We start from the raw sequence: 18,457 nt of genomic DNA, 5'->3' as shown, positions 1-18,457 counted from the left end.
CATGGCGACCAGGGACCCGTTTCACCCGGCCGACGCCACCGCCTGCGCGCTGGCCCGCAAGCTGATCGCCGAGGCGCGGTTCGGGGCGCTCGCGGTCCTGCGCGACGGCGCGCCCTTCGTCACCCGAATCGCATTGGCAGCGGGCGCCGACGGGCTGCCGGTGACGCTGATCTCGGATCTCGCCCCGCACACGGCCGCGCTTCGCGCCATTCCCGACTGTTCGCTCCTGGTGGGCGAGCCCGGTCCCAAGGGCGATCCGCTGACCCATCCGCGGCTGACGCTTCAGGCCCGCGCGGTCTTCATCAGCCGCGACGCTGAACGGTCGGCCTTGCGCGAAACCTATCTCGAGCGGCAACCCAAGGCCCGGCTCTATGTCGATTTCGCCGATTTCCATTTCGTGCGGCTGGTGCCGCTTTCGGGACATCTGAATGGCGGTTTCGGCCAGGCGTTCCGGCTGACGGCCGAAGATCTCGGCGCCTGAGCCCATTTCCGCCGCAGCGCGACGCCCAAGCGCAGCCCCGGGACAGGAAGGCGGCCCCGATGCCGCGGCCAAACCTTGTTCTACTGTCGCAAAAGGCGGACATTGTCGTCCCGAACATCGGACCGAGGTCCGGCATCAACGAGTTCAAAGACGCGGCATTCTCCGGCATGACCTGTCGCCTGAAACGCTCGAACAGAGCACCGACACCGCCCTCCGCAGGATCGCGATCCAGAAGATCGACGCAGCACCGCCAGAGTTCGACGCCCCCGGGGCTCGAGCCGCATGAAAAGATCCACCAGCTGCGCGGGCTGTTCCGCCTGATGCGCCCCGCCTCCCCCGCCTATGCCCAGGACGAGGCGCTTCGTGATGACGCGACGACGAGGCCATAGTCGAGCACCTGGACAACCTGGCGACCGCGGGTCGGTTGGGCCGGCTCGAACCTTTGCGCGCGCATCTTGGTAGAGGCCCGGACAGGGCCCCATGCCGCGAGGGATCTGGCGGCGTTCCGACTGGAGTTTCTCGCGTTGGGCGAACGGGCTCGGAGCTGGGCGCTTTACGGCGACGGCTTGCGGCCGATGCAGCGCGGACTGGAACGCAGCTTCGAGCGCGCCCGCAAGGAACGGGCCACCGCCGACAGGCCCCGGATTGCGGCGAGCCACGACTGGCGCAAGCGGTTGAAATAATTATGGATCACACGCGGCTGCGACCGACCAACCGAGCGCGGGCCGCCGGGCCTGAGAGCAGGAAGCTGTCCGAACTTCTGAGCGACCATCACGATCTGGCCGAGCTCGACAGCCAAGTCGCGGCCAGCCCCGAACTACCGGGCGTTCCCGAACTGCGCGCAGCCCTGCAGGCAAGGATCGCGGCGCGGCAGGCCGAACGGACCGGGGCCGCGCAGAGCCTCGGCACCTTTTTCGCAAGCCCGGCCCGGGATCTGGGCCGGAGCTGGAGACGCCGGTGGCAATCCTGGCAGCAGGACGAAAAGCACCGGGACCAGAGGCCCCGGAAGCCGAAACGCCGTTGCCGCCTAGCCCCGGGCGAGCGCGTCCTCGATCAGCCGCACCGTTTCATCGACGCCGTAAAGCGCGATGAAACCGCCGAAGCGCGGGCCCTGGCTCGCGCCCAGAAGGACCTCGTAAAGCGCCTTGAACCAGTCCCGGAGCGGCTCGAAGCCGTGATCCTTGCCGACGGCGAAGACGAGGCTTTGCAGCTCTTCGGCGTCCTGCCCGCCCTCCCAGGCCTTGAGCCGGGCGACCAGGTCCTCCATCGCCGCGCGTTCCTTCGCGTCGGGGGCACGGAACTGGCGAAGCGGCGCGACGAAGTCGTGGAAGTAGCGCACCGCGAAGGCCGCCGCCTGATCGAGATCGGGATGGGTCTCGGGCGAGGCCTCGGGGGCGTAGCGCTTGATGAAGCCCCAAAGCCCGTCCTTGTCGGTCGCGCCCGCAACGGAGGCGAGGTTCAGGAGCATCGCGAAGGGCACCACCATCCGGCTTTCAGGCGGATTGCCGCCATGGATGTGCCAGACCGGATTGTCGATCTGCGCCTTCGGCTCCTGCCCCGGATAGGCGCGCAGCTGCTGGTGGTATTCGTCCACCGCCTTCGGGATCACGTCCCACCAGAGCCGCTTGGCGGTCTTCGGCTTCTGGTACATGAAATAGCTCAGGCTCTCGGTCGCGGCATAGCTCAGCCATTCGTCGATGGTCAGCCCGTTGCCCTTCGATTTCGAGATCTTCTCGCCATTCTCGTCCAGGAAGAGCTCGTAGGTGAAATGCTCGGGCTTCGCGCCGCCGAGGATCTCGCAGATCCGGTCATAGATCGGCGTGTTGGTCGAATGGTCCTTGCCATACATCTCGAAATCGACGCCGAGCGCGGCCCAGCGGGCGCCGAAATCGGGCTTCCACTGCAGCTTGACCTTGCCGCCCGTCACCGGCAGCGTCCATTCGCGGCCATCCTCGTCATCGAAGGTGATCGTGTGGTTCACGGCATCGACATGCTTCATCGGCACGTAAAGCACGCGCCCGGTCTCGGGATGGATCGGCAGGAAGATCGAATAGGTCTGCTGGCGCTCGTCGCGAAGCGATTTCAGCATGACCTTCATGATGTCGTCATAGCGCTCGGTCGCCAGCTTCAGCGTGTCGTCGAACCGGCCCGAGCGGTAGAACTCGGTCGCCGAATAGAACTCGTATTCAAAGCCGAACGTGTCGAGAAACCGCCGCAGCATGGCGTTGTTGTGATCGCCGAAGCTGTCATCCTCGCCGAACGGGTCGGGCACCGAGGTCAGCGGCCGCTGCAGATGTTCGTGCAGCATGTCCTGGTTCGGCACGTTGCCGGGCACCTTGCGCATGCCGTCCATGTCGTCGGAAAAGCAGATCAGCCGGGTCGGAATGTCCGAGATCGCCTCGAAGGCGCGGCGGACCATGGTGGTGCGCAGCACTTCGCCGAAGGTGCCCATATGGGGCAGACCCGAGGGGCCGTAGCCGGTCTCGAACAGGATATAGCCCTTGTCCGCAGCCCCCTTCTCGGCGCGCTTGAGCAGCTTCCGGGCCTCTTCGAAGGGCCAGGCCTTGGAACTCATCGCGGCATCGCGGAGGTTGGACATCGTTTCGCACTCTCTTCGCTGGCCGGACACTGCGCCGGTCGCTTCGCTGCCGGACCCCATGCCCGGCAAGGCCCCGACTCCTATTGCCCCCCTGCCGCCTCGTCAATATTCTGCGCCGCAACAGGACCCCACGGAGGCAGCATTGACCGATACCGAAACGCCCCTTTCCGCCCAGGACGCGCTGGTCGCGATCATGGTGGCGGTCTCGGCCTCCGACGAGACCATCCGCACCGCCGAGTTGGTCACCATCGAACGGATGGTGAATCACCTGCCCATCTTCGGCGCCTACGACCAGGACCGGATCCGGATCGTGGCCCAGACCGTGTTCGACCTGTTCAGCGAATATGACGGGCTCGACGCGCTGTTCGGGCTGGTCAACGAGGCGCTGCCCGAAAAGCTGAACGAAACCGCCTATGTGCTGGCCTGCGACGTGGCCGCGGCCGACGGCCGTCTGGGCGAGACCGAATTGCGGCTGCTCGAGGAAATCCGCTACGAGCTGAATATCGACCGTCTGGCGGGGGCGGCCATCGAGCGCGCGGCGCGGGCCCGGCACATGGTGCTCTAGCCGATGGTTCCGGTCGATCTGCCCGCGCGGTTCTGGCCCTTCGCCGACCGCTTCGTCGCCAGCGCCCGGATCGTGCTCGACCGCCCCAAAGGCTCGGCCCATCCGCGCTTTCCCGAGATCGTCTACCCGCTCGATTACGGCTATCTCGACGGCACCCGCGCCATAGACGGCGACGGGGTTGACCTGTGGCGCGGCAGCCTGCCCGAGCCGCGGGTCACCGGCGTGATCGCCTCGATGGACCTGACCAAGCACGATGCCGAACTCAAGCTGCTCCTGGGCTGCACCGAGGCCGAAATGGCCCGGATAGACGCCTTTCACAATCAGGCGGGCTTCGTCGCCGGGCTGCTGATCGCCCGGCCCGAGGGAGTCTGAGCCGGCTCAGGCCCCCGCCTCAGGCCCCCGCCTCAGGCATAGGTCTCGGCCCAGCGCCGCAACAGCTCGTGCTGCAGCATCCGCGCCCGCGTCAGCCAGGCCCGGCCGCCGCGCGGACGCTCCATCTCCTCGGGCCTGATCCGGGCGCGCCGTTCCTCGTCGGCCGAGAAGATCGCGAAGGCCATCTGCCGCCCGCCGGGCTGGCCGATATAGCCCGCCAGCGCCGAGACGAAATTGAGCGTGCCGGTCTTGGCCTCGACCTTGACCGGATGCGCGCGCATCGGCCGGCCGGAGGCGTCGCGCAAGGGAACATCCTTCAGCAGCGGCCTGAGCTGGCCCTCGGGGGCGGCGATGGCCAGCGTGCGCACCAGTTCGAGCGGCGAGAGCCGCGAGGCATCGCCCAGCCCCGAATGATCGACGAAGCGGGCCTTCTGCGCCCCCATGCGCGCCGCCATCCACTCGGTCATCGCCTGCCCGGACTGGGCCAGATCCTGCGGCTGTCCGCCCCGGGCGATGGTCGCGGCCAGGCCCACGGCCTCGGCCGTGACATTGGTCGAGTATTTCAGCATCCCGCGCAGGATCTCGGCCAGCGGCGCGCTGTCGATCCGGCCGATCTGGAAGGCCTCGGCCGACCCCGCCAGCGCCTCGGGCCGGGCCATCGCGATCCCCTGCGCGCTGGCGAGGGTCTGGAACACCTCGGCGCAGTACAAAGCGGGGCGGCGCACCGGCAACCAGCGCGCACCCTCGGCCCCCAGGGCGCCACGGGCCACCGTCCATTCGTCGATGCCGCCTTTCGAGGCATAAGTATAGACCGGGGCCTTGCGGTCGACGACCAGCATCCGCGCCACACCGACCTCGGGCGAATAGCGCCGGGCGCGGGCATCCATGGTCACGGCATAGCCGTCCGAGGCGCGGCGCCATTCGAAATGGACCCGGTTGAAATTGAGGTTCAGCCCCGAAAGCGCCGGATTGTACCCGACCTGAGGCGGCTGGTCCGGGTCGATCGCCGCGATCTTCGGCAGCGCCCCGGCATGGTACAGGAACCGTCCCGCCACCTCGGTCACGCCATTGGCCCTGAGCTGGGCCGCAAGCTCGCCAAGCTGGTCGGTATCGAGCGTCGGATCGCCGCTCCCCACCAGCACCAGGTCGCCCTCGAGCCGCCCGCCCATGATCGGGCCGGTCGCGATCAGCCGCGTGGTGAAGCGGTATTCCGGGCCGAGCGCATCAAGCGCGTAAAGCGCGGTGACCGATTTCGCGACCGATGCGGGGGGCAGGCCAAGTTGCGGCCGATGCGCCTCCAGCAGCGCGCCGGTCTCGAGATCGGCAATCGCGAAGGCGACCTTGCCCGTCAGACGGGCCCGCTCGACCAGCTGCGCGGGATCGGCAATGCCGCCGCTCTGTTCCGGTCGCGGTCGCGGCACCAGCGAACGCACGAGCGGCGCGCCCAGCGCAGAGGAGGCCGGAGCGGCCAGAAGCCCGCCGAGGAACAGGCGCCGCGTAAAGGAAGTCTTCGAAGTCTTCATGCGCGCGAGTGAACCAAATCGGCCCGGTGCGGGCAAGCGGGGAAAGGGCGGGCTGTCCGGATCTGCCCCGGGCCCGCCTCGGCACGGTCGGGGCGCGCGGGGCGCAGCGGGATCACCCCCGCCTCGCCCAGTCGCCGCGGGCACGGATTTCGGAGGAGGACAGATCGACCATCGGCATGTTGAGATAGCACCAGGCCGGGGGCTGGCTGTCGGCCAGCAGCGCCGCATCCGTCGGGTCGAGCCGGTAGCGTTCATGCGTCAGCGCCGCCCGCGCCCGCCGCGCCGCAACCCCCTGCCCCGGGCGCGCCAGCACGCCCACCGGGACATTGTCGAGGATCCAGCGCCAGCGCTCCCAGCGGTGGAAACTGATCAGGTTGTCCGCGCCCATCAGCCAGACGAACCGGACCCCGGGATAAAGCCGCATCAGCCGCTCCAGCGTCTCGGCGGTGTAGCGGGTGCCGATCCGGGCCTCGAGATCGGTGATCGCGACGCGCGGATGCTGCATCACCGCCTCGGCCGCCGCGAGCCGCCGCGCCATCGGCGCCGGGCCTTCGGCCTTCAGCGGATTGCCCGGCGAGACCAGCCACCAGACCCGGTCGAGCCCGAACCGCTTCAGCGCCGTGCGGGTGATATGCGCATGCCCCTCATGGGCCGGGTCGAATGACCCGCCCAGCAGCCCGACCCGCATCCCTGCCCGCGCCTTCGGAAAACCCGCCCGCATTCACCTGCCCCAACCGCTCAATCGACAGGACCGGACGTTAACCTGCCCGTCATTGCCCTTGTCCAGCGGAATCGCTATGTGCTGGCTCGACTGTTACACCTTCTGCACGAGGCGTTCGCGATGGCTTCCTACCAATATGTCTACCACATGGACGGCGTGTCCAAGACCTATCCGGGCGGCAAGAAGTGCTTTGAAAACATCCGGTTGAACTTCCTTCCCGGGGTCAAGATCGGCGTCGTGGGCGTCAACGGCGCCGGGAAATCGACGCTTCTGCGGATCATGGCGGGCTGGGACAAGGACTTCTCGGGCGAGGCCTGGGCCGCCAAGGGCGCCCGCGTCGGCTACCTGCCGCAGGAGCCCGAGCTCGACCCCAAGCTGTCGGTCCGCGAGAACGTGATGCTGGGCGTGGCCGAGAAAAAGGCCAAGCTCGACCGCTTCAACGAGGTCGCGCTGAAGGTCGCCGAGGATTACTCGGACGAGCTGATGGAAGAGATGACGACCCTGCAGGACCAGATCGACGCCGAGAACCTGTGGGATCTCGACAGCCAGATCGACGTCGCGATGGAGGCCCTGCGCTGCCCGCCCGACGACGCGCCGGTCGAGACGCTTTCGGGCGGCGAGCGGCGCCGGGTGGCTCTGTGCAAGCTGCTGCTCGAAGCGCCCGAGATGCTGCTCTTGGACGAACCGACCAACCACCTCGACGCCGAGACCGTCGCCTGGCTGCAGCAGCACCTGATCGAGTACAAGGGCACGATCCTGATCGTCACCCATGACCGCTATTTCCTCGACGACATCACCGGCTGGATCCTCGAACTCGACCGCGGCCGGGGCATTCCCTATGAGGGCAACTATTCGTCCTGGCTGGAACAGAAGGCCAAGCGCCTGGCCCAGGAGGCCCGCGAGGACAAGGCCAAGCAGAAGCAGCTGGAACGCGAACTTGACTGGATCCGCGCCGGCCAGAAGGCCCGGCAGGCGAAATCCAAGGCCCGGATCCAGGCCTATGAGGAAATGGCTGGCCAGTCCGAACGCGAAAAGCTCAGCCGCGCCCAGATCATCATCCCGAACGGTCCGCGCCTGGGTGGCAAGGTGATCGAGATCGAGGGCCTCAAGAAGGGCTTCGGCGACAGGCTGCTGATCGAGGATCTCAGCTTCGCGCTGCCCCCAGGCGGCATCGTCGGTGTGATCGGCCCGAACGGCGCCGGGAAATCGACCTTCTTCCGGATGCTGACCGGCCAGGAGACGCCCGACGAGGGCACCATCGAGTTCGGCGACACGGTCAAGCTGTCCTATGTCGACCAGTCCCGCGACGCGCTCGACCCCGACAAGACGGTCTGGGAAGAGGTTTCCGACGGGCTCGACATCGTGGTCCTCGGTGATGCCGAGGTGAACAGCCGCGCCTATTGTTCGTCCTTCAACTTCAAGGGCGGCGACCAGCAGAAGAAGGTGGGGCTGCTGTCGGGCGGCGAGCGCAACCGCGTCCACATGGCCAAGCTTCTGAAATCGGGCGGCAACGTGCTTCTGCTTGACGAGCCGACCAACGATCTGGACGTCGAGACGCTGCAGGCGCTGGAAGCCGCCCTGGAAGATTTCGCGGGCTGCGCGGTCATCATCTCGCACGACCGTTTCTTCCTCGACCGGCTGTGTACCCACATCCTGGCCTTCGAGGGCGAGGCCCATGTGGAATGGTTCGAGGGCAACTTCGAGGCCTATGAGGAAGACAAGATCCGGAGACTGGGCCCCGATGCGGTCGAGCCCAAGCGGGTGAAGTACAAGAAGTTCGCGCGGTAAGTCACACTTGCACCATTGATACTCATGCCACAAGAATTGCGAAAAGGAGCAATTCTTGTGGCACATTTTACCTTCTTTGCTGACGAAAGCGGCCATGTAACACAAGAGCCGGGCATCTCGGACGAAGTGGGCCCTTCACAATACTTGTGTATGGGCGGCGCGCTCATTCCAAAAGCCCGAGAATCCGAGGTGGCTGAACGCTTTGATGAGATTCAGAGAAAATTCAAGAAAAAGAAATTTCTGCATGCCGCGGACATCAATCATGTCCAAAAAATATACTTAATTCGCGAGATACTTGCTTTAGACATTGATGTCTTTGGGATCGTCAGCGACAAAAATACACTCGGTGGCTTCCGGACACGCTCGCGCGGAAACCCTCAGCAATACTACAATCGCACAGCCCTGTATTTACTGAACATTCTGGGCCGCCATCTTCGCGATAGGAACATACCCCGGGACGCGGTCGAAATTGTCTTCGAAAGGCGAGAGCACGACTATGAACAGCTGCAACGATACATAAAAAAGGTTGCAGGAAACCCGACCGGCGACGACGTCGATTCGATCCCCCACATTTCCGCCAGCTCAATCAAAGCAAGAAAAAAGGAAGATAGCCATATCTTCTCTGTGCCGGACATCATTGCGCACGCAGTATTTTCTGCATTCGACAGGAACCGAAACAATTTTGGAATCACAGAATCTAGGTACCTGCGAGAGCTTCTAACGAGCTCCCTCCACGAAAGCTCAGGACTGGAACTATACCTAATACAGAGTTCCAAGATGAAAAACATCTGCCAACCGACGTCAGATCTGCTTAGAGAGCACGGAATGTTTGTAAAACCTCGAAAGCCCGTGCAGCCATCTGAAAACCTCGAGGCGACCCTCTGAAACGCTCGGGGTCTGTCTCGGACGTCCGATGATCCCCGCTCCCACTCTGCTGCCGAGTTTTGACCGGGGACTTCCGGATGACCTTCCCCGACGGGCGGAAATTCTGCCGGTCGGCCCAGTCGCTGGGTTCAACGGCAAGCGCTACGGCTGGGTCAAGAGGCAGCGTCCCGGGACCGATGCCGAAACCGGAGAACACCGGGGGTTCGATGCCGGCCATCCCTGCGGAGAATGATCCGGCGGCATGCGCTTGGGCGGCAACGGCAATATCGACATCATCGCCCTCCGGGACGGAAAGATCGCCTAAACCGATATCCGGCAGGCCCGAGCTGCGCCCTGCTGAAGCGCGAGAACCCGGCGAAAGCCACGCCGCCGTCGCAACCGGGCAACGGTGGGACGAGAAGGCGTATCCGGTCGGGGACAGCCCTTGTGGCCGGCGCCGAGCCACCGCATTGAAAGGCCCGAATGAGACCCCAAAGCGGAGCGGCGTATATGGCCCAGGCAATCATCTCGCAGGATCTGACGATCGAAGGCGATCTCGTCGCCAAGGACAGCGCCGTGATCGTCAACGGACAGGTCAAGGGAAACATCACCGCCAAGGCGATCGAGATCAGCGCGACCGGGCAGGTCACAGGCGCCCTCACCGCCGAGGCGGTCACCATCAGCGGCACGATCTCGGGCCGCGTGACCTGCACCGATCTCACGCTTTCGGCCTCGGCCCGGGTGCAGGCCGATCTGACCGCCGAAAGCCTGACCTCGAGCAAGGGCGCCAGGGTCTCGGGCCGGGTCGAGATCGCCGGACGCTGAACACCCAGCCCCTTGGTCGGCCCCCGGCCGCCCCGTCGGCACCGCCCGGCCATTCAGGCCGTTCAGGCCGCGATCACGGCCATCGCGGGCAGCACCGGTTCGTCGAAACTCAGCAGCCCCAGCATCAGCCCGGCCCGGGCCTGCAGCCGGTCGCGGAGCTGTTCGACCGCTTCGGGCGAGCCGGGATGCTCGGATAACAGCCGCAGATTGGCGGCCAGCGCCCGCGCGACAGGCTCGCCCGCCCGACGCCGCCCGGCAATATCGGCGCGCCAGTCCAGCGTCCGGAGCAGATGCACATCGGCGCCGAGGATCAGCTCCAGCGCCCGCGGCGGGGTCGTCGCGCGGTGCAGCTCCGAGGCATGCGGCGTGAGCGCGCCATAGGCCAGAAGCCCCGGCGCCGACAGGATCTCCTCCAACCGGAACAGGTCCTGCCGCGCCTCGGCATCGAGATGCCGGGCAGACAGGCAGACAGGCCGGCCGTCCTCGCCCATCACCACCAGCGCCTCGGCCGGATGACCGGTCAGCGACCGCCGACCGAAGGCGATGAACCGCTTGACAAGACCAATGCACTCGCCCGCCCGGGCGTCGCGCGCCCGGGGAAACAGATCGGCCAGCAAGGCGCCCGCGCGCGCGCTGACCAGTCCGCGCGTCCATGCAAAAGGCACGGGCGCAATTTCTGCGATCTGGGTCATTTTCACGTCCTGCTCGTTTTTTATAAAATTATACAACGCAGGATAGAATTGATTTAAAATTTCAATCAAGCAAAAATTCAAAGACCGTGCCGCGAAGAAAAACATGTTGCGATCCGGCCCAGTCCGAAAGCGCCCACCCGCAGGTTTCAACCGAACCGCTTCGCGGTTTTCTCTGCACCGCTTTTGACAGGCCCGCGTCGCTGGATGCAGGACGCCCCCGAAAAGGGGCCAGATTTTTCGACGCTGTTTTCGACGCTTTTCGATAGCGGCCCGCATCAAGACCTCGCCGCGGGGGCTATCAGGCGGGCCTCCGCAACCCGGGCAACGTTGATGCGGGCCACCCGTCTCGGCCGCGCCAAGGTCGGGAGGGTCCTTCTCAGGTCATCCCGGAGGCCTCCCCGGCACCGCGTCCGGCCTCCGAAGATGGCGCCTTGCCGTTCAGAGTGCCGGTCTCGTCGCGGACGTGATCGGCGACATGGGCCCCGCGTTCGCCCTCGGCGCGCTCGGGGCCGGTCGTGCTGTCGCAGCGCGTCAGCAACTCGAGTTCGGCATTCAGCGCCGCGCCGATCAGCGTCACCGCCGCGCTGAGGTAAAGCCAGAACAGCAATGCCACCACCGCGCCCAGCGAGCCGTAAACCTCGTTGAGCCGGTCGAAGCTGCGCATATAGGCAGCCAGCGCGACCGAGCCCAAGGCCCAGGCGCCGACCGCAAAGACCGCCCCCGGCGTCACCCATTGCAGCCGCGCCGACCGCCGGTTCGGGCCGTAACGGTAGACCAGCGCAATGGCCAGAAAGGCCACGCCCAGCATCAGCACCCATTTCAGCAGCGTGATCGGCAACTCGATGGCAGCGGGCAGCTTGACGAAAGCCAGTACCGCCGGGATCAGCACCACCGCCGAAAAGGCCAGAAGCGCCACGAAGATCAGAACCGCCGTCAGCGCCACCGCCAGCGCTATCCTCACGATCGGATTGCCCCGGTTCTTCTCGCCGTAAATGGCGTTGAGACCGCGGATAAGCCCCGCAACCGCCGCCCGCGCGCTCCAGATCGCGAGCAGGATCGACACCAGACTGGTCCAGCCCAGCGTCGAGGAACTGGTGCCGACCAGCGCCTCGACCTGCCGCTGCACGACCTCGTAGGCGCCCGCGGGCAAAAGCTCTGACGCCATCGACAACTGATCCTGGATCACGGTCGGATCGGCGAGGAAGCCCCAGATCGCGATCAGCGCGGCAAGCGCGGGGAAGATCGAGAGAAAGCTGTAGAAGGCCACGCCGGCCGCGATCAGGGCGACATTGCGCTCGTCCATGCCCCGCCAGACGCGAAATATCGCGATGCGCCAGTCGCGGGCACTGTATTGGGCCGGGCGGATCGCGGCCTGTCCCGGCTGCGACGAGGTCTGGCTGGCGGCAGTCATGCGCGGCACTCCCGGCAGGCCCCTTCAGCGGGACGAACAAAGGCGGACAGAAGGCTCAAGGGCATCTCCTCCGGGTTTCATATTGGTGGTTCAACACGTCTCCCCGAACGCGCGAAGCCGCCCCGGGGTTCCCGCGGAACGCGCAATCGCGGGCCCGGCCCGCCCGCGACCCTGCGGCGCGGCATGGCCCTGCCCTTCCGGGCCGGTTTCGGGAACGCAGCGCGAACCGGGACGTTGCGGCACTGCCCCGGCCCGAGACCGGCCCCAGAACAGGACTGCCACATGCCAAGATCTTCCGCCTTCTGCCTCATCGTCAACGACCGGGCCGGAGACCATTCCGGCTCGGGATCGCGCAGCGACATGCTGCGCGGGCTTTGCCTGCAAGCGGGGCTCAAGGCCGAGATCTGGCGCCCGCGCCGGGGCCAGAGCCTGACCGGGCTTGCGCATGAGGCGCTCGACCGGGGCTGCGGCAAGCTGGTCGCGGCGGGCGGCGACGGCACGATCTGTGCGGTGGCCGAGGCCTGCCATGCCCGCGACGCCCCGCTCGGGGTGATCCCGCAGGGCACCTTCAACTATTTCGCCCGCGGGCTCGGCATCCCGCTGGAGCCCGAGGCGGCCGTCGCGGCCCTGGCCGGCGGCACCACGGCCGAGGTGCATCTGGGCGAGGTGAATGGCAGGATCTTTCTCAACAATGCCAGCCTCGGGCTTTACCCCGCGATCCTCGAGCGGCGCGAGACCACCTATCGGCGCTGGGGCCGCAGCCGGGTCGCGGCCTATTGGTCGGTGGCCCAGACCCTGGTCGGCGCGCGCCGGGCAATGCGGCTGAACATGACGCTGGACGGCGAGAGGCAGGAGCTGCAAACGCCGCTCGCCTTCATCGCCAACAGCGCCTATCAGCTGCGCCAGTTCAATCTCGAAGGCACCGACGCGCTGGAGGATGGCGGCTTCGCGCTGTTCACCGCCCCCGCCGGATCGCAGGTCGAGATCATGCGCGCGACGCTGGGGCTGGCGCTCGGCACCGCGCAGGAGGGCCAGGATTTCGACCTGCACCGCGCGGCAAGGATCGAGATCGACCCGGGGCGGCCGCGGGTCCTGGTCGCCCGCGACGGCGAGCGCCAGACAATGCGCACGCCGCTGACGATCCGCCGCCGCGACCGCCCGCTGCAGGTGCTGGTTCCGGAGGCCCCGGCGTGATCCGGATCGCGCATATCTCGGACCTGCATTTCGGCCGCACCGCGCCCGAGCTGCTCGACCCGCTGATCGGGGCGCTGAACGCGGCCGGGGCCGATCTGGTCGCGGTGACCGGCGATCTGACCCAGCGCGCGCGCGACAGCCAGTTCCGCGCCGCCCGCGCCTTCCTGAACCGGCTCGACCCACCCTGGATTTCGGTGCCCGGCAACCATGACGTGCCGCTCGACAATCCCTGGCTGCGGCTCTTACGCCCCTATGCCCGCTATCGCCGCCATGTCTCGGCCGATCTGGCGCCCCGGGCCCGGATCGGTGCCTTGACGGTGCAGGGCTTCAACACCGTCGATCCGCTGCGCTGGCAGCGCGGCAAGGTCCGGCGCCGCGACCTCGATCAGGCCTGCCAGGCCTTCGCCGAGGCCCCCGGGCCGCGCCTCGCAATGGCCCATCACCCGTTCGAACAGGCCCCCGGCACGCCGAAAAGCCTGATGAAACACGCCGGGCCCTCGCTGGAGGCCTTGGCGCGCTGCGGCGCCGATATCGTGCTGTCGGGGCATCTGCACCGCTGGCGCGCCGAGCCCTTCCTGACCCGCGAGGCCGGGCGGCGGGTGTTGCAGGTCCATGTCGGCACCGGGCTCTCGACCCGGCTGCGCGGTCAGGAAAACGACTTCGCGCTTCTGGCGATCGAGGGCGACCAGATCGAGCTGACCCGGATGGTGGCGAAGGAGGGCGCGTTCCGCCCGGCCAGCCTCGCCGTCTTCCGCAAGGGGCTGGCGGGCTGGACCGGGGTCTGATCCCGGCCCCTCATTCCGGGCCGCTCAATGCCCGGCGCCGCCGCCCCCTCCCGGGTCCGGCTTGCGCATGAAGAAGGCGCTGGCCGCGAGCCCGCCGAACAGCAGCGCGAGCATCAGGAAGACGTCGATGAAGGACATCACCGTCGCCTGCTGGCGCAGCCGGGCCGCCATCTGCACAAGGGCCCCGGTCTGCCCGTCGAGCCCCCGCGCCGACAGGTTCGCCGCCATCACTGAGAGCTCGCGCATCGCGGCATCATTGGTCCAGCTGACGGCCTCGCGCAACCGCTCGTAATGCAGATCGCCCCGGTCCGAGAGCTGGGTATTGATCACCGCCAGACCGACCGCGCCGCCGAGATTTCGCGTCAGGTTGAACAGCCCCGAGCCGCCCTTCATCTTGTCGCGCGGAAGCGTGCCCAGCGCGAGGTTGTTGATCGGCACCATGCTCAGCATCAGCGACACGCCACGCAGGATCTGCGGCACCAGAAGCTCGTTGAAATCCCATTCGGCGGTCATGCCGGTCAGCATCCAGGTCGAGACCGCGAAGCCCGCGAAGCCCGCAAGCAGCATCAGGCGCAGATCGATCCGGGCCGAGAGGAAGCCCGCGATCGGGGCGCTGACGAACATCGCCAGCCCCGAGACGAAGACCGTCTCGCCGATCATCAGGCTGTCATAGCCGCGGATCGAGGCCAGATAGAGCGGATAAAGATAGGTCAGCCCGTAAAGCCCGATCCCCATCACGAAGCTGAAGGCCGAGCCCAGCGCGAAATTGACATTGCCGAAGGCCGAGAGATCGACGATGGGCTCGTCGCGGGTGAAGGCGCGCCAGAAGCTGACGATGGCGCCCAGCACGGTCACGACGACGAAGGCCGCGACCGTCTCGTCGGCCAGCCAGTCATTGCCGGGCCCCTCTTCGAGAACATATTCCAGCCCGCCGAGAAAGGCCGCCAGCGCCAGCAGCCCCCACCAGTCGAAGCGGTCGAAAAGCCGCCAGTCGGGCCGGTCGAAATCGATCAGCAGGAAGGCGCCCAGCGTCACCCCGATGCCCGGCAGCACATTGACCAGGAACAGCCAGTGCCAGGACAGCGTGTAGCTGAGATAGCCGCCGACCGTGGGCCCGACGGTCGGCGCCAGCGTCGCGATCAGCCCGATCACCGGCGAGACCACGCTGCGTTTCGAGGCCGGGAAGATGGTGAAGGCCGCGGCGAAGACCGACGGGATCATGCCGCCGCCCAGAAAGCCCTGCAGCGCGCGCCACAGGATCATCTCTTCGATGCTGCCCGACGTGGCGCAGAGAAAGCTCGATGCGGTGAAGCCCGCCGCCGACAGCACGAACAGATAGCGCGTCGACATCATCCGGGCGAGAAAGCCCGAAAGCGGGATCATCACCACCTCGGCGATCAGATAGCTGGTCTGGACCCAGCTGATCTCGTCGGGGCTGGCCGCGAGCCCGGCCTGGATTTCCGACAGCGAGGCCGAGACGATCTGGATGTCGAGGATCGCCATGAACATTCCGAATACCATCACCACGAAGGCGAACACGCGGCGCGGTGTCAGTTGCGGCTCGTCGGCTGTCATCTGGGGGCTCCGGGCGGGCCGGCTCAGCGCGCGGCGGCAAGGCGGGCCGCGGGCGCCCCGCCCGAGCGCGTGTCGACGGCGACCACCGCCGACAGACCGGCGCGAAGCTGCCCGGTCGCCGCCGCCTCGGGCGGAAGCGCGATGCGCACCGGCACCCGTTGCACGATCTTGGTGAAATTGCCGGTGGCATTGTCGGCGGGCAGCACCGAGAAGACCGAGCCGGTGGCGGGCGCGGCCGAGGTCACCCGGCCCTCGAAGCTGCGGCCCGGAAGCGCATCCAGCGTCACCTCGACCCGCGCGCCGGGGGTGATGCCCTGCATCTGGGTTTCCTTGAAATTCGCCTCGACATAAAGCGCATCGTCAGGGACCAGCGCGGCCAGTTGCGTGCCCGCGGTGACCAGATCGCCGATCTCCAGCCCCAGATTGGCAAGGATGCCATCGGCCGGTGCGCGCAGCACGGTGCGTTTCAGATCGCGCTCGGCCTGATCGACGGCCAGTTCCAGCTCGTGCTTGTCGCCTTCGGCCTCGGCGCGCTGGGCGACCAGAACCGCGACCTCGGCATGCGCACTCGCCACCGCGGCCACGGCCTTGGCGAGGCTGGCCTGCGCGGTGTCATAGCCCTCGGTCGCGCTGTCGAGCTGGGCCTGGGCGGCGAAATTGCGCTCGGCCAGCCCCGTGACCCGCTCGAGCGTGTTGCCCGCGGTCCGCAATTGCGCCTGCGCCGCGTCGCGATCAGCCTCGGCCTGGCGGACGGCCGCGCGCGCCGCATCGATCTGGGCGTCGATCCGCGCCAGCCTGCGATCGGCGGTCGCGACCCGGCTTTGCGCGGTGGCAAGCGCGGTGCGGTAATCGCCATCCTCCAGCCGCACCAGGACCTCGCCCGCGCGGACATGCGCGTTCTCCTCGACCGGCAGGCTGGCGACATAGCCCTGCACCCGGCTCGAGATCCGGGCGATGTCGGCCTGGACATAGGCGTCGTCGGTATCCTCGAAAAAGCGCCCCTCGGTCCAGTAATACCAGCCGCCATAGCCCGCCCCTGCCAGAACCAGCGCCGCGATCCCGGCCAAGAGTGCGCGCCTGTGCCCGCCGGACCGTGCGGGCCCGTCCTGCGACGGGGCATCGACGGAGGCGCGGTCCTGGGCGCTCGGGTGGGCCTGACGGGACATGGGCGGCAACCTTCTTGAGGGCTCGGGTTTCTCGAGGGTCCGGGCTTCTTCCAGGGCAAGCGCGGGCGTGAGACCGGTTTGCGGCGACAGGCGGATACGGGGCGGCCCGGAACGATGACACGGGGCAGGTCTGCAAAATTCATCGAACCATGCGGTTCGATTAATCATCTAGGGCATCGCGCCGCAGCGTTCAAGACTTTATCGAACCGCGCAGTTCGATTAAACCCTACGGACTGCCCCGCCCCGGTCGGGCAGACGACAAGGAGACCCGCATCATGCAATGCGCGCCAGGCGATGCCCCCGAGCCGAAAACCGACCCTGAAGCCGAGCCCGAGGCAGAGCCCCCGGCGGAAGACACCGCGCAGGACTGCGACGGCCCGCGCCGCCCCTGTCGCCGCCACGCCGCGGGAGAAGACCCCGCCAAGCGCGACCAGATCATGGCCGGGGCGATGAAGGCCTTTCTCGACAAGGGCTTCGACGCGACCAGCGTCAACGATATCTGCCGCGCGGCCGGGGTCTCGAAGGGCACGCTTTACGTCTATTTCGCCGACAAGCAGGATCTGTTCGTCGCGCTTGTGGCGGAACAGCGCGAGAAGATGTTCGGGGGCGTCGACGCGGTGCTGCGAAGCGATCTGCCGCTGGCCGAGAAGCTGACCCGCTTCGGCCGCCAACTGGCCGAGATCGTCACGTCGGACCATGTCGTGCAGTGGCAGCGCACCATCGCGGGCATCGTCGACCGCATGCCCGAGCTGGGCGTGCGATTCTACGATGCGGGCGCGCTGCGCACCCATACCGACCTGACCGACCTTCTGCGCCGCGAGGTGGCGGCCGGACGGCTCGACCTGCCCGATCCGGTGCTGGCCAGCGCCCAGTTCATCGATCTGTCGGGGGCCGGGATCTGGCGCGCGCGGCTCTTCGGCAAACGGCCGACACCGCCCGGGCCCGACGAGATCGAGCGGACCGTCGACAGCGCCGTGCGGCTGTTCCTCGCCGCCTATGCGCGTTCCGGCGCGCGCCGGGAGGACTGAGCCCCGCCTAGGCGGCCACGTCGACCCGCGTATTCCAGCCCCGGCAGCGCTCGGCCAGCGGGGCGGGAAGCGGACGGTCGGTGAAGACCTCGTCGAGATCGCGCAGCGAGGCGATCCGGACCGGCGCGCTGCGCTCGAACTTGGCGGCATCGGCAACCAGAAAGGCACGGCGGGCCTGGGCCAGGATGGTCTGGCTGACGCTCACCTCCTGGATATCGAAATCCAGAAGGTCGCCCTCGGCATCGAGCGCCGAGCAGCCGATCACCGCGTAATCGACCTTGAAGGCCTGGATCGCGCGCATCGTCAGCGCGCCGACCAGCCCGCCATCCGAGCGCCGCAGCGTGCCCCCGGCCACCACCACCTCGCAGCCGGGATTCTCGACGAGGATATTGGCGACATTCATGTTGTTGGTGACGACCAGCAGGTTGCGGTGGGTCAGCAGCGCCCGGGCCACCGCCTCGGTCGAGGTTCCGATATTGAGGAAGACCGACGCCTCTTCGGGGATCGACGCCGCGCAGCGCGCCGCGATCGCCGCCTTGGCCTCGGCATTCAGCCCGCGCCGCGCCTCGTAGCCGATATTGGTCACGCCCGAGGGCAGGATCGCACCGCCATGCACGCGCTCGAGCTTGCCCGCCTCGGCCAGCTCGGCCAGATCGCGGCGGATCGTCTGCACGGTGACGCCGAAATGTTCGGCCAGGCCATCGACGGTGACACGGCCCTCGCGCCGGGCGATGTCGAGAATGTCGGGCGCGCGGAAGGTCTGGGACATCGGCTTTCCTTTCCACTCGAGAATGTTCGGCCATCGCCCCATGCGCAAGTCGACACGCGGCCCATGCGACTTTCGGGCGCTGCATTCGCAGACGTGGCA

Annotated in this window: 18 protein-coding genes; 10 read left to right on the top strand and 8 right to left on the bottom strand. The window is 67.2% G+C overall.

Going from position 1 to position 18,457, the window contains the following annotated elements; translation table 11 throughout:
- Nucleotide 1 precedes the first annotated feature (1 nt).
- Both A6W98_RS08580 and A6W98_RS21030 read left to right on the top strand, forming a co-directional pair.
- Complete coding sequence (locus tag A6W98_RS08580) at nucleotides 2-481, top strand: HugZ family pyridoxamine 5'-phosphate oxidase (RefSeq protein ID WP_042460303.1); 480 nt, start codon at nucleotides 2-4, stop codon at nucleotides 479-481.
- A gap of 524 nt (nucleotides 482-1,005) precedes the next feature.
- Entirely contained in the window at nucleotides 1,006-1,164 is a 159-nt protein-coding gene (locus A6W98_RS21030; protein ID WP_155734761.1) for a hypothetical protein, read from the top strand.
- Between the two features lie 344 nt (nucleotides 1,165-1,508).
- On the opposite strand, the gene A6W98_RS08575 is transcribed toward A6W98_RS21030, so the two are convergent.
- Complete coding sequence (locus tag A6W98_RS08575; protein WP_042460297.1) at nucleotides 1,509-3,080, bottom strand: lysine--tRNA ligase; 1,572 nt, start codon at nucleotides 3,078-3,080, stop codon at nucleotides 1,509-1,511.
- Nucleotides 3,081-3,273: 193 nt separating this feature from the next.
- Between A6W98_RS08575 and A6W98_RS08570 the strand changes: the two genes are divergently transcribed.
- Together A6W98_RS08570 and A6W98_RS08565 are read left to right on the top strand one after the other, a co-directional pair.
- Nucleotides 3,274-3,645: a tellurite resistance TerB family protein gene (locus A6W98_RS08570; RefSeq protein ID WP_042464793.1), complete on the top strand. Its 372-nt coding sequence runs from the start codon at nucleotides 3,274-3,276 to the stop codon at nucleotides 3,643-3,645.
- Nucleotides 3,646-3,648: 3 nt separating this feature from the next.
- Nucleotides 3,649-4,017, top strand: coding sequence for a hypothetical protein (locus A6W98_RS08565; RefSeq protein WP_042460294.1), 369 nt, complete (start codon nucleotides 3,649-3,651; stop codon nucleotides 4,015-4,017).
- 32 nt (nucleotides 4,018-4,049) lie between these two features.
- On the opposite strand, the gene dacB is transcribed toward A6W98_RS08565, so the two are convergent.
- Both dacB and A6W98_RS08555 read right to left on the bottom strand, forming a co-directional pair.
- Nucleotides 4,050-5,540, bottom strand: coding sequence for a D-alanyl-D-alanine carboxypeptidase/D-alanyl-D-alanine endopeptidase (gene dacB, locus A6W98_RS08560; RefSeq protein WP_042460291.1), 1,491 nt, complete (start codon nucleotides 5,538-5,540; stop codon nucleotides 4,050-4,052).
- 112 nt (nucleotides 5,541-5,652) lie between these two features.
- On the bottom strand, nucleotides 5,653-6,261 hold the full coding sequence (locus A6W98_RS08555; RefSeq protein ID WP_072071670.1) for a nicotinate-nucleotide adenylyltransferase: 609 nt from the start codon (nucleotides 6,259-6,261) through the stop codon (nucleotides 5,653-5,655).
- A 120-nt stretch (nucleotides 6,262-6,381) separates the two neighbouring features.
- Here A6W98_RS08555 and ettA point away from each other — a divergent pair, with 120 nt between their 5' ends.
- From ettA to A6W98_RS08545, 3 genes are all read left to right on the top strand, one after another.
- Complete coding sequence (gene ettA, locus A6W98_RS08550; RefSeq protein WP_042460286.1) at nucleotides 6,382-8,049, top strand: energy-dependent translational throttle protein EttA; 1,668 nt, start codon at nucleotides 6,382-6,384, stop codon at nucleotides 8,047-8,049.
- A 57-nt stretch (nucleotides 8,050-8,106) separates the two neighbouring features.
- Nucleotides 8,107-8,934 carry a DUF3800 domain-containing protein gene (locus tag A6W98_RS20310; protein WP_072071669.1) on the top strand — a complete coding sequence of 276 codons (828 nt, stop codon included), beginning with the start codon at nucleotides 8,107-8,109 and terminating at the stop codon, nucleotides 8,932-8,934.
- A 489-nt stretch (nucleotides 8,935-9,423) separates the two neighbouring features.
- A complete protein-coding gene (locus tag A6W98_RS08545; RefSeq protein WP_042460283.1) occupies nucleotides 9,424-9,738 on the top strand; it encodes a bactofilin family protein in 315 nt (104 codons plus the stop codon).
- 62 nt (nucleotides 9,739-9,800) lie between these two features.
- On the opposite strand, the gene A6W98_RS08540 is transcribed toward A6W98_RS08545, so the two are convergent.
- Together A6W98_RS08540 and A6W98_RS08535 are read right to left on the bottom strand one after the other, a co-directional pair.
- Nucleotides 9,801-10,430: a hypothetical protein gene (locus A6W98_RS08540; protein WP_042460280.1), complete on the bottom strand. Its 630-nt coding sequence runs from the start codon at nucleotides 10,428-10,430 to the stop codon at nucleotides 9,801-9,803.
- A gap of 376 nt (nucleotides 10,431-10,806) precedes the next feature.
- Nucleotides 10,807-11,841: a YihY/virulence factor BrkB family protein gene (locus A6W98_RS08535; protein ID WP_155734759.1), complete on the bottom strand. Its 1,035-nt coding sequence runs from the start codon at nucleotides 11,839-11,841 to the stop codon at nucleotides 10,807-10,809.
- 282 nt (nucleotides 11,842-12,123) lie between these two features.
- Between A6W98_RS08535 and A6W98_RS08530 the strand changes: the two genes are divergently transcribed.
- Both A6W98_RS08530 and A6W98_RS08525 read left to right on the top strand, forming a co-directional pair.
- The gene (locus A6W98_RS08530; RefSeq protein WP_042460277.1) at nucleotides 12,124-13,035 is read left to right on the top strand and encodes a diacylglycerol/lipid kinase family protein; all 912 of its coding nucleotides are present in this window, start codon (nucleotides 12,124-12,126) and stop codon (nucleotides 13,033-13,035) included.
- The gene (locus A6W98_RS08525; protein WP_042460274.1) at nucleotides 13,032-13,820 is read left to right on the top strand and encodes a metallophosphoesterase family protein; all 789 of its coding nucleotides are present in this window, start codon (nucleotides 13,032-13,034) and stop codon (nucleotides 13,818-13,820) included. The genes A6W98_RS08530 and A6W98_RS08525 overlap by 4 nt, the downstream gene beginning before the upstream one ends.
- Nucleotides 13,821-13,844: 24 nt before the next feature.
- On the opposite strand, the gene A6W98_RS08520 is transcribed toward A6W98_RS08525, so the two are convergent.
- Nucleotides 13,845-15,395 (bottom strand): DHA2 family efflux MFS transporter permease subunit, encoded by a 1,551-nt coding sequence (locus A6W98_RS08520; protein WP_042460272.1) that lies wholly within the window; start codon nucleotides 15,393-15,395, stop codon nucleotides 13,845-13,847.
- 23 nt (nucleotides 15,396-15,418) lie between these two features.
- A complete protein-coding gene (locus tag A6W98_RS08515) occupies nucleotides 15,419-16,561 on the bottom strand; it encodes an HlyD family secretion protein (RefSeq protein ID WP_042460269.1) in 1,143 nt (380 codons plus the stop codon).
- A 275-nt stretch (nucleotides 16,562-16,836) separates the two neighbouring features.
- Between A6W98_RS08515 and A6W98_RS08510 the strand changes: the two genes are divergently transcribed.
- Complete coding sequence (locus A6W98_RS08510; protein ID WP_042460266.1) at nucleotides 16,837-17,589, top strand: TetR/AcrR family transcriptional regulator; 753 nt, start codon at nucleotides 16,837-16,839, stop codon at nucleotides 17,587-17,589.
- A gap of 7 nt (nucleotides 17,590-17,596) precedes the next feature.
- Here A6W98_RS08510 and A6W98_RS08505 read toward each other — a convergent pair whose 3' ends face one another.
- A complete protein-coding gene (locus tag A6W98_RS08505) occupies nucleotides 17,597-18,358 on the bottom strand; it encodes a DeoR/GlpR family DNA-binding transcription regulator (protein WP_042460263.1) in 762 nt (253 codons plus the stop codon).
- Nucleotides 18,359-18,457 lie beyond the last annotated feature (99 nt).

It is taken from the genome of Rhodovulum sulfidophilum DSM 1374, assembly GCF_001633165.1.
GTDB lineage: Bacteria > Pseudomonadota > Alphaproteobacteria > Rhodobacterales > Rhodobacteraceae > Rhodovulum > Rhodovulum sulfidophilum.
This window is presented reverse-complemented; position numbering and strand designations above follow the sequence as displayed.

Coding starts and splice junctions, on each gene's coding strand:
- A6W98_RS08530 (WP_042460277.1), top strand. CDS start 12,124: ATGCCAAGATCTTCCGCCTTCTGCCTCATCGTCAACGACCGGGCCGGA.
- dacB (WP_042460291.1), bottom strand. CDS start 5,540: ATGAAGACTTCGAAGACTTCCTTTACGCGGCGCCTGTTCCTCGGCGGG.
- A6W98_RS08570 (WP_042464793.1), top strand. CDS start 3,274: ATGGTGGCGGTCTCGGCCTCCGACGAGACCATCCGCACCGCCGAGTTG.
- A6W98_RS08555 (WP_072071670.1), bottom strand. CDS start 6,261: ATGCGGGCGGGTTTTCCGAAGGCGCGGGCAGGGATGCGGGTCGGGCTG.
- A6W98_RS08515 (WP_042460269.1), bottom strand. CDS start 16,561: ATGTCCCGTCAGGCCCACCCGAGCGCCCAGGACCGCGCCTCCGTCGAT.
- A6W98_RS08575 (WP_042460297.1), bottom strand. CDS start 3,080: ATGTCCAACCTCCGCGATGCCGCGATGAGTTCCAAGGCCTGGCCCTTC.
- A6W98_RS08580 (WP_042460303.1), top strand. CDS start 2: ATGGCGACCAGGGACCCGTTTCACCCGGCCGACGCCACCGCCTGCGCG.
- A6W98_RS08505 (WP_042460263.1), bottom strand. CDS start 18,358: ATGTCCCAGACCTTCCGCGCGCCCGACATTCTCGACATCGCCCGGCGC.
- A6W98_RS08545 (WP_042460283.1), top strand. CDS start 9,424: ATGGCCCAGGCAATCATCTCGCAGGATCTGACGATCGAAGGCGATCTC.
- A6W98_RS08535 (WP_155734759.1), bottom strand. CDS start 11,841: ATGACTGCCGCCAGCCAGACCTCGTCGCAGCCGGGACAGGCCGCGATC.
- A6W98_RS08520 (WP_042460272.1), bottom strand. CDS start 15,395: ATGACAGCCGACGAGCCGCAACTGACACCGCGCCGCGTGTTCGCCTTC.
- A6W98_RS08540 (WP_042460280.1), bottom strand. CDS start 10,430: ATGACCCAGATCGCAGAAATTGCGCCCGTGCCTTTTGCATGGACGCGC.
- ettA (WP_042460286.1), top strand. CDS start 6,382: ATGGCTTCCTACCAATATGTCTACCACATGGACGGCGTGTCCAAGACC.
- A6W98_RS08510 (WP_042460266.1), top strand. CDS start 16,837: ATGCAATGCGCGCCAGGCGATGCCCCCGAGCCGAAAACCGACCCTGAA.
- A6W98_RS08565 (WP_042460294.1), top strand. CDS start 3,649: ATGGTTCCGGTCGATCTGCCCGCGCGGTTCTGGCCCTTCGCCGACCGC.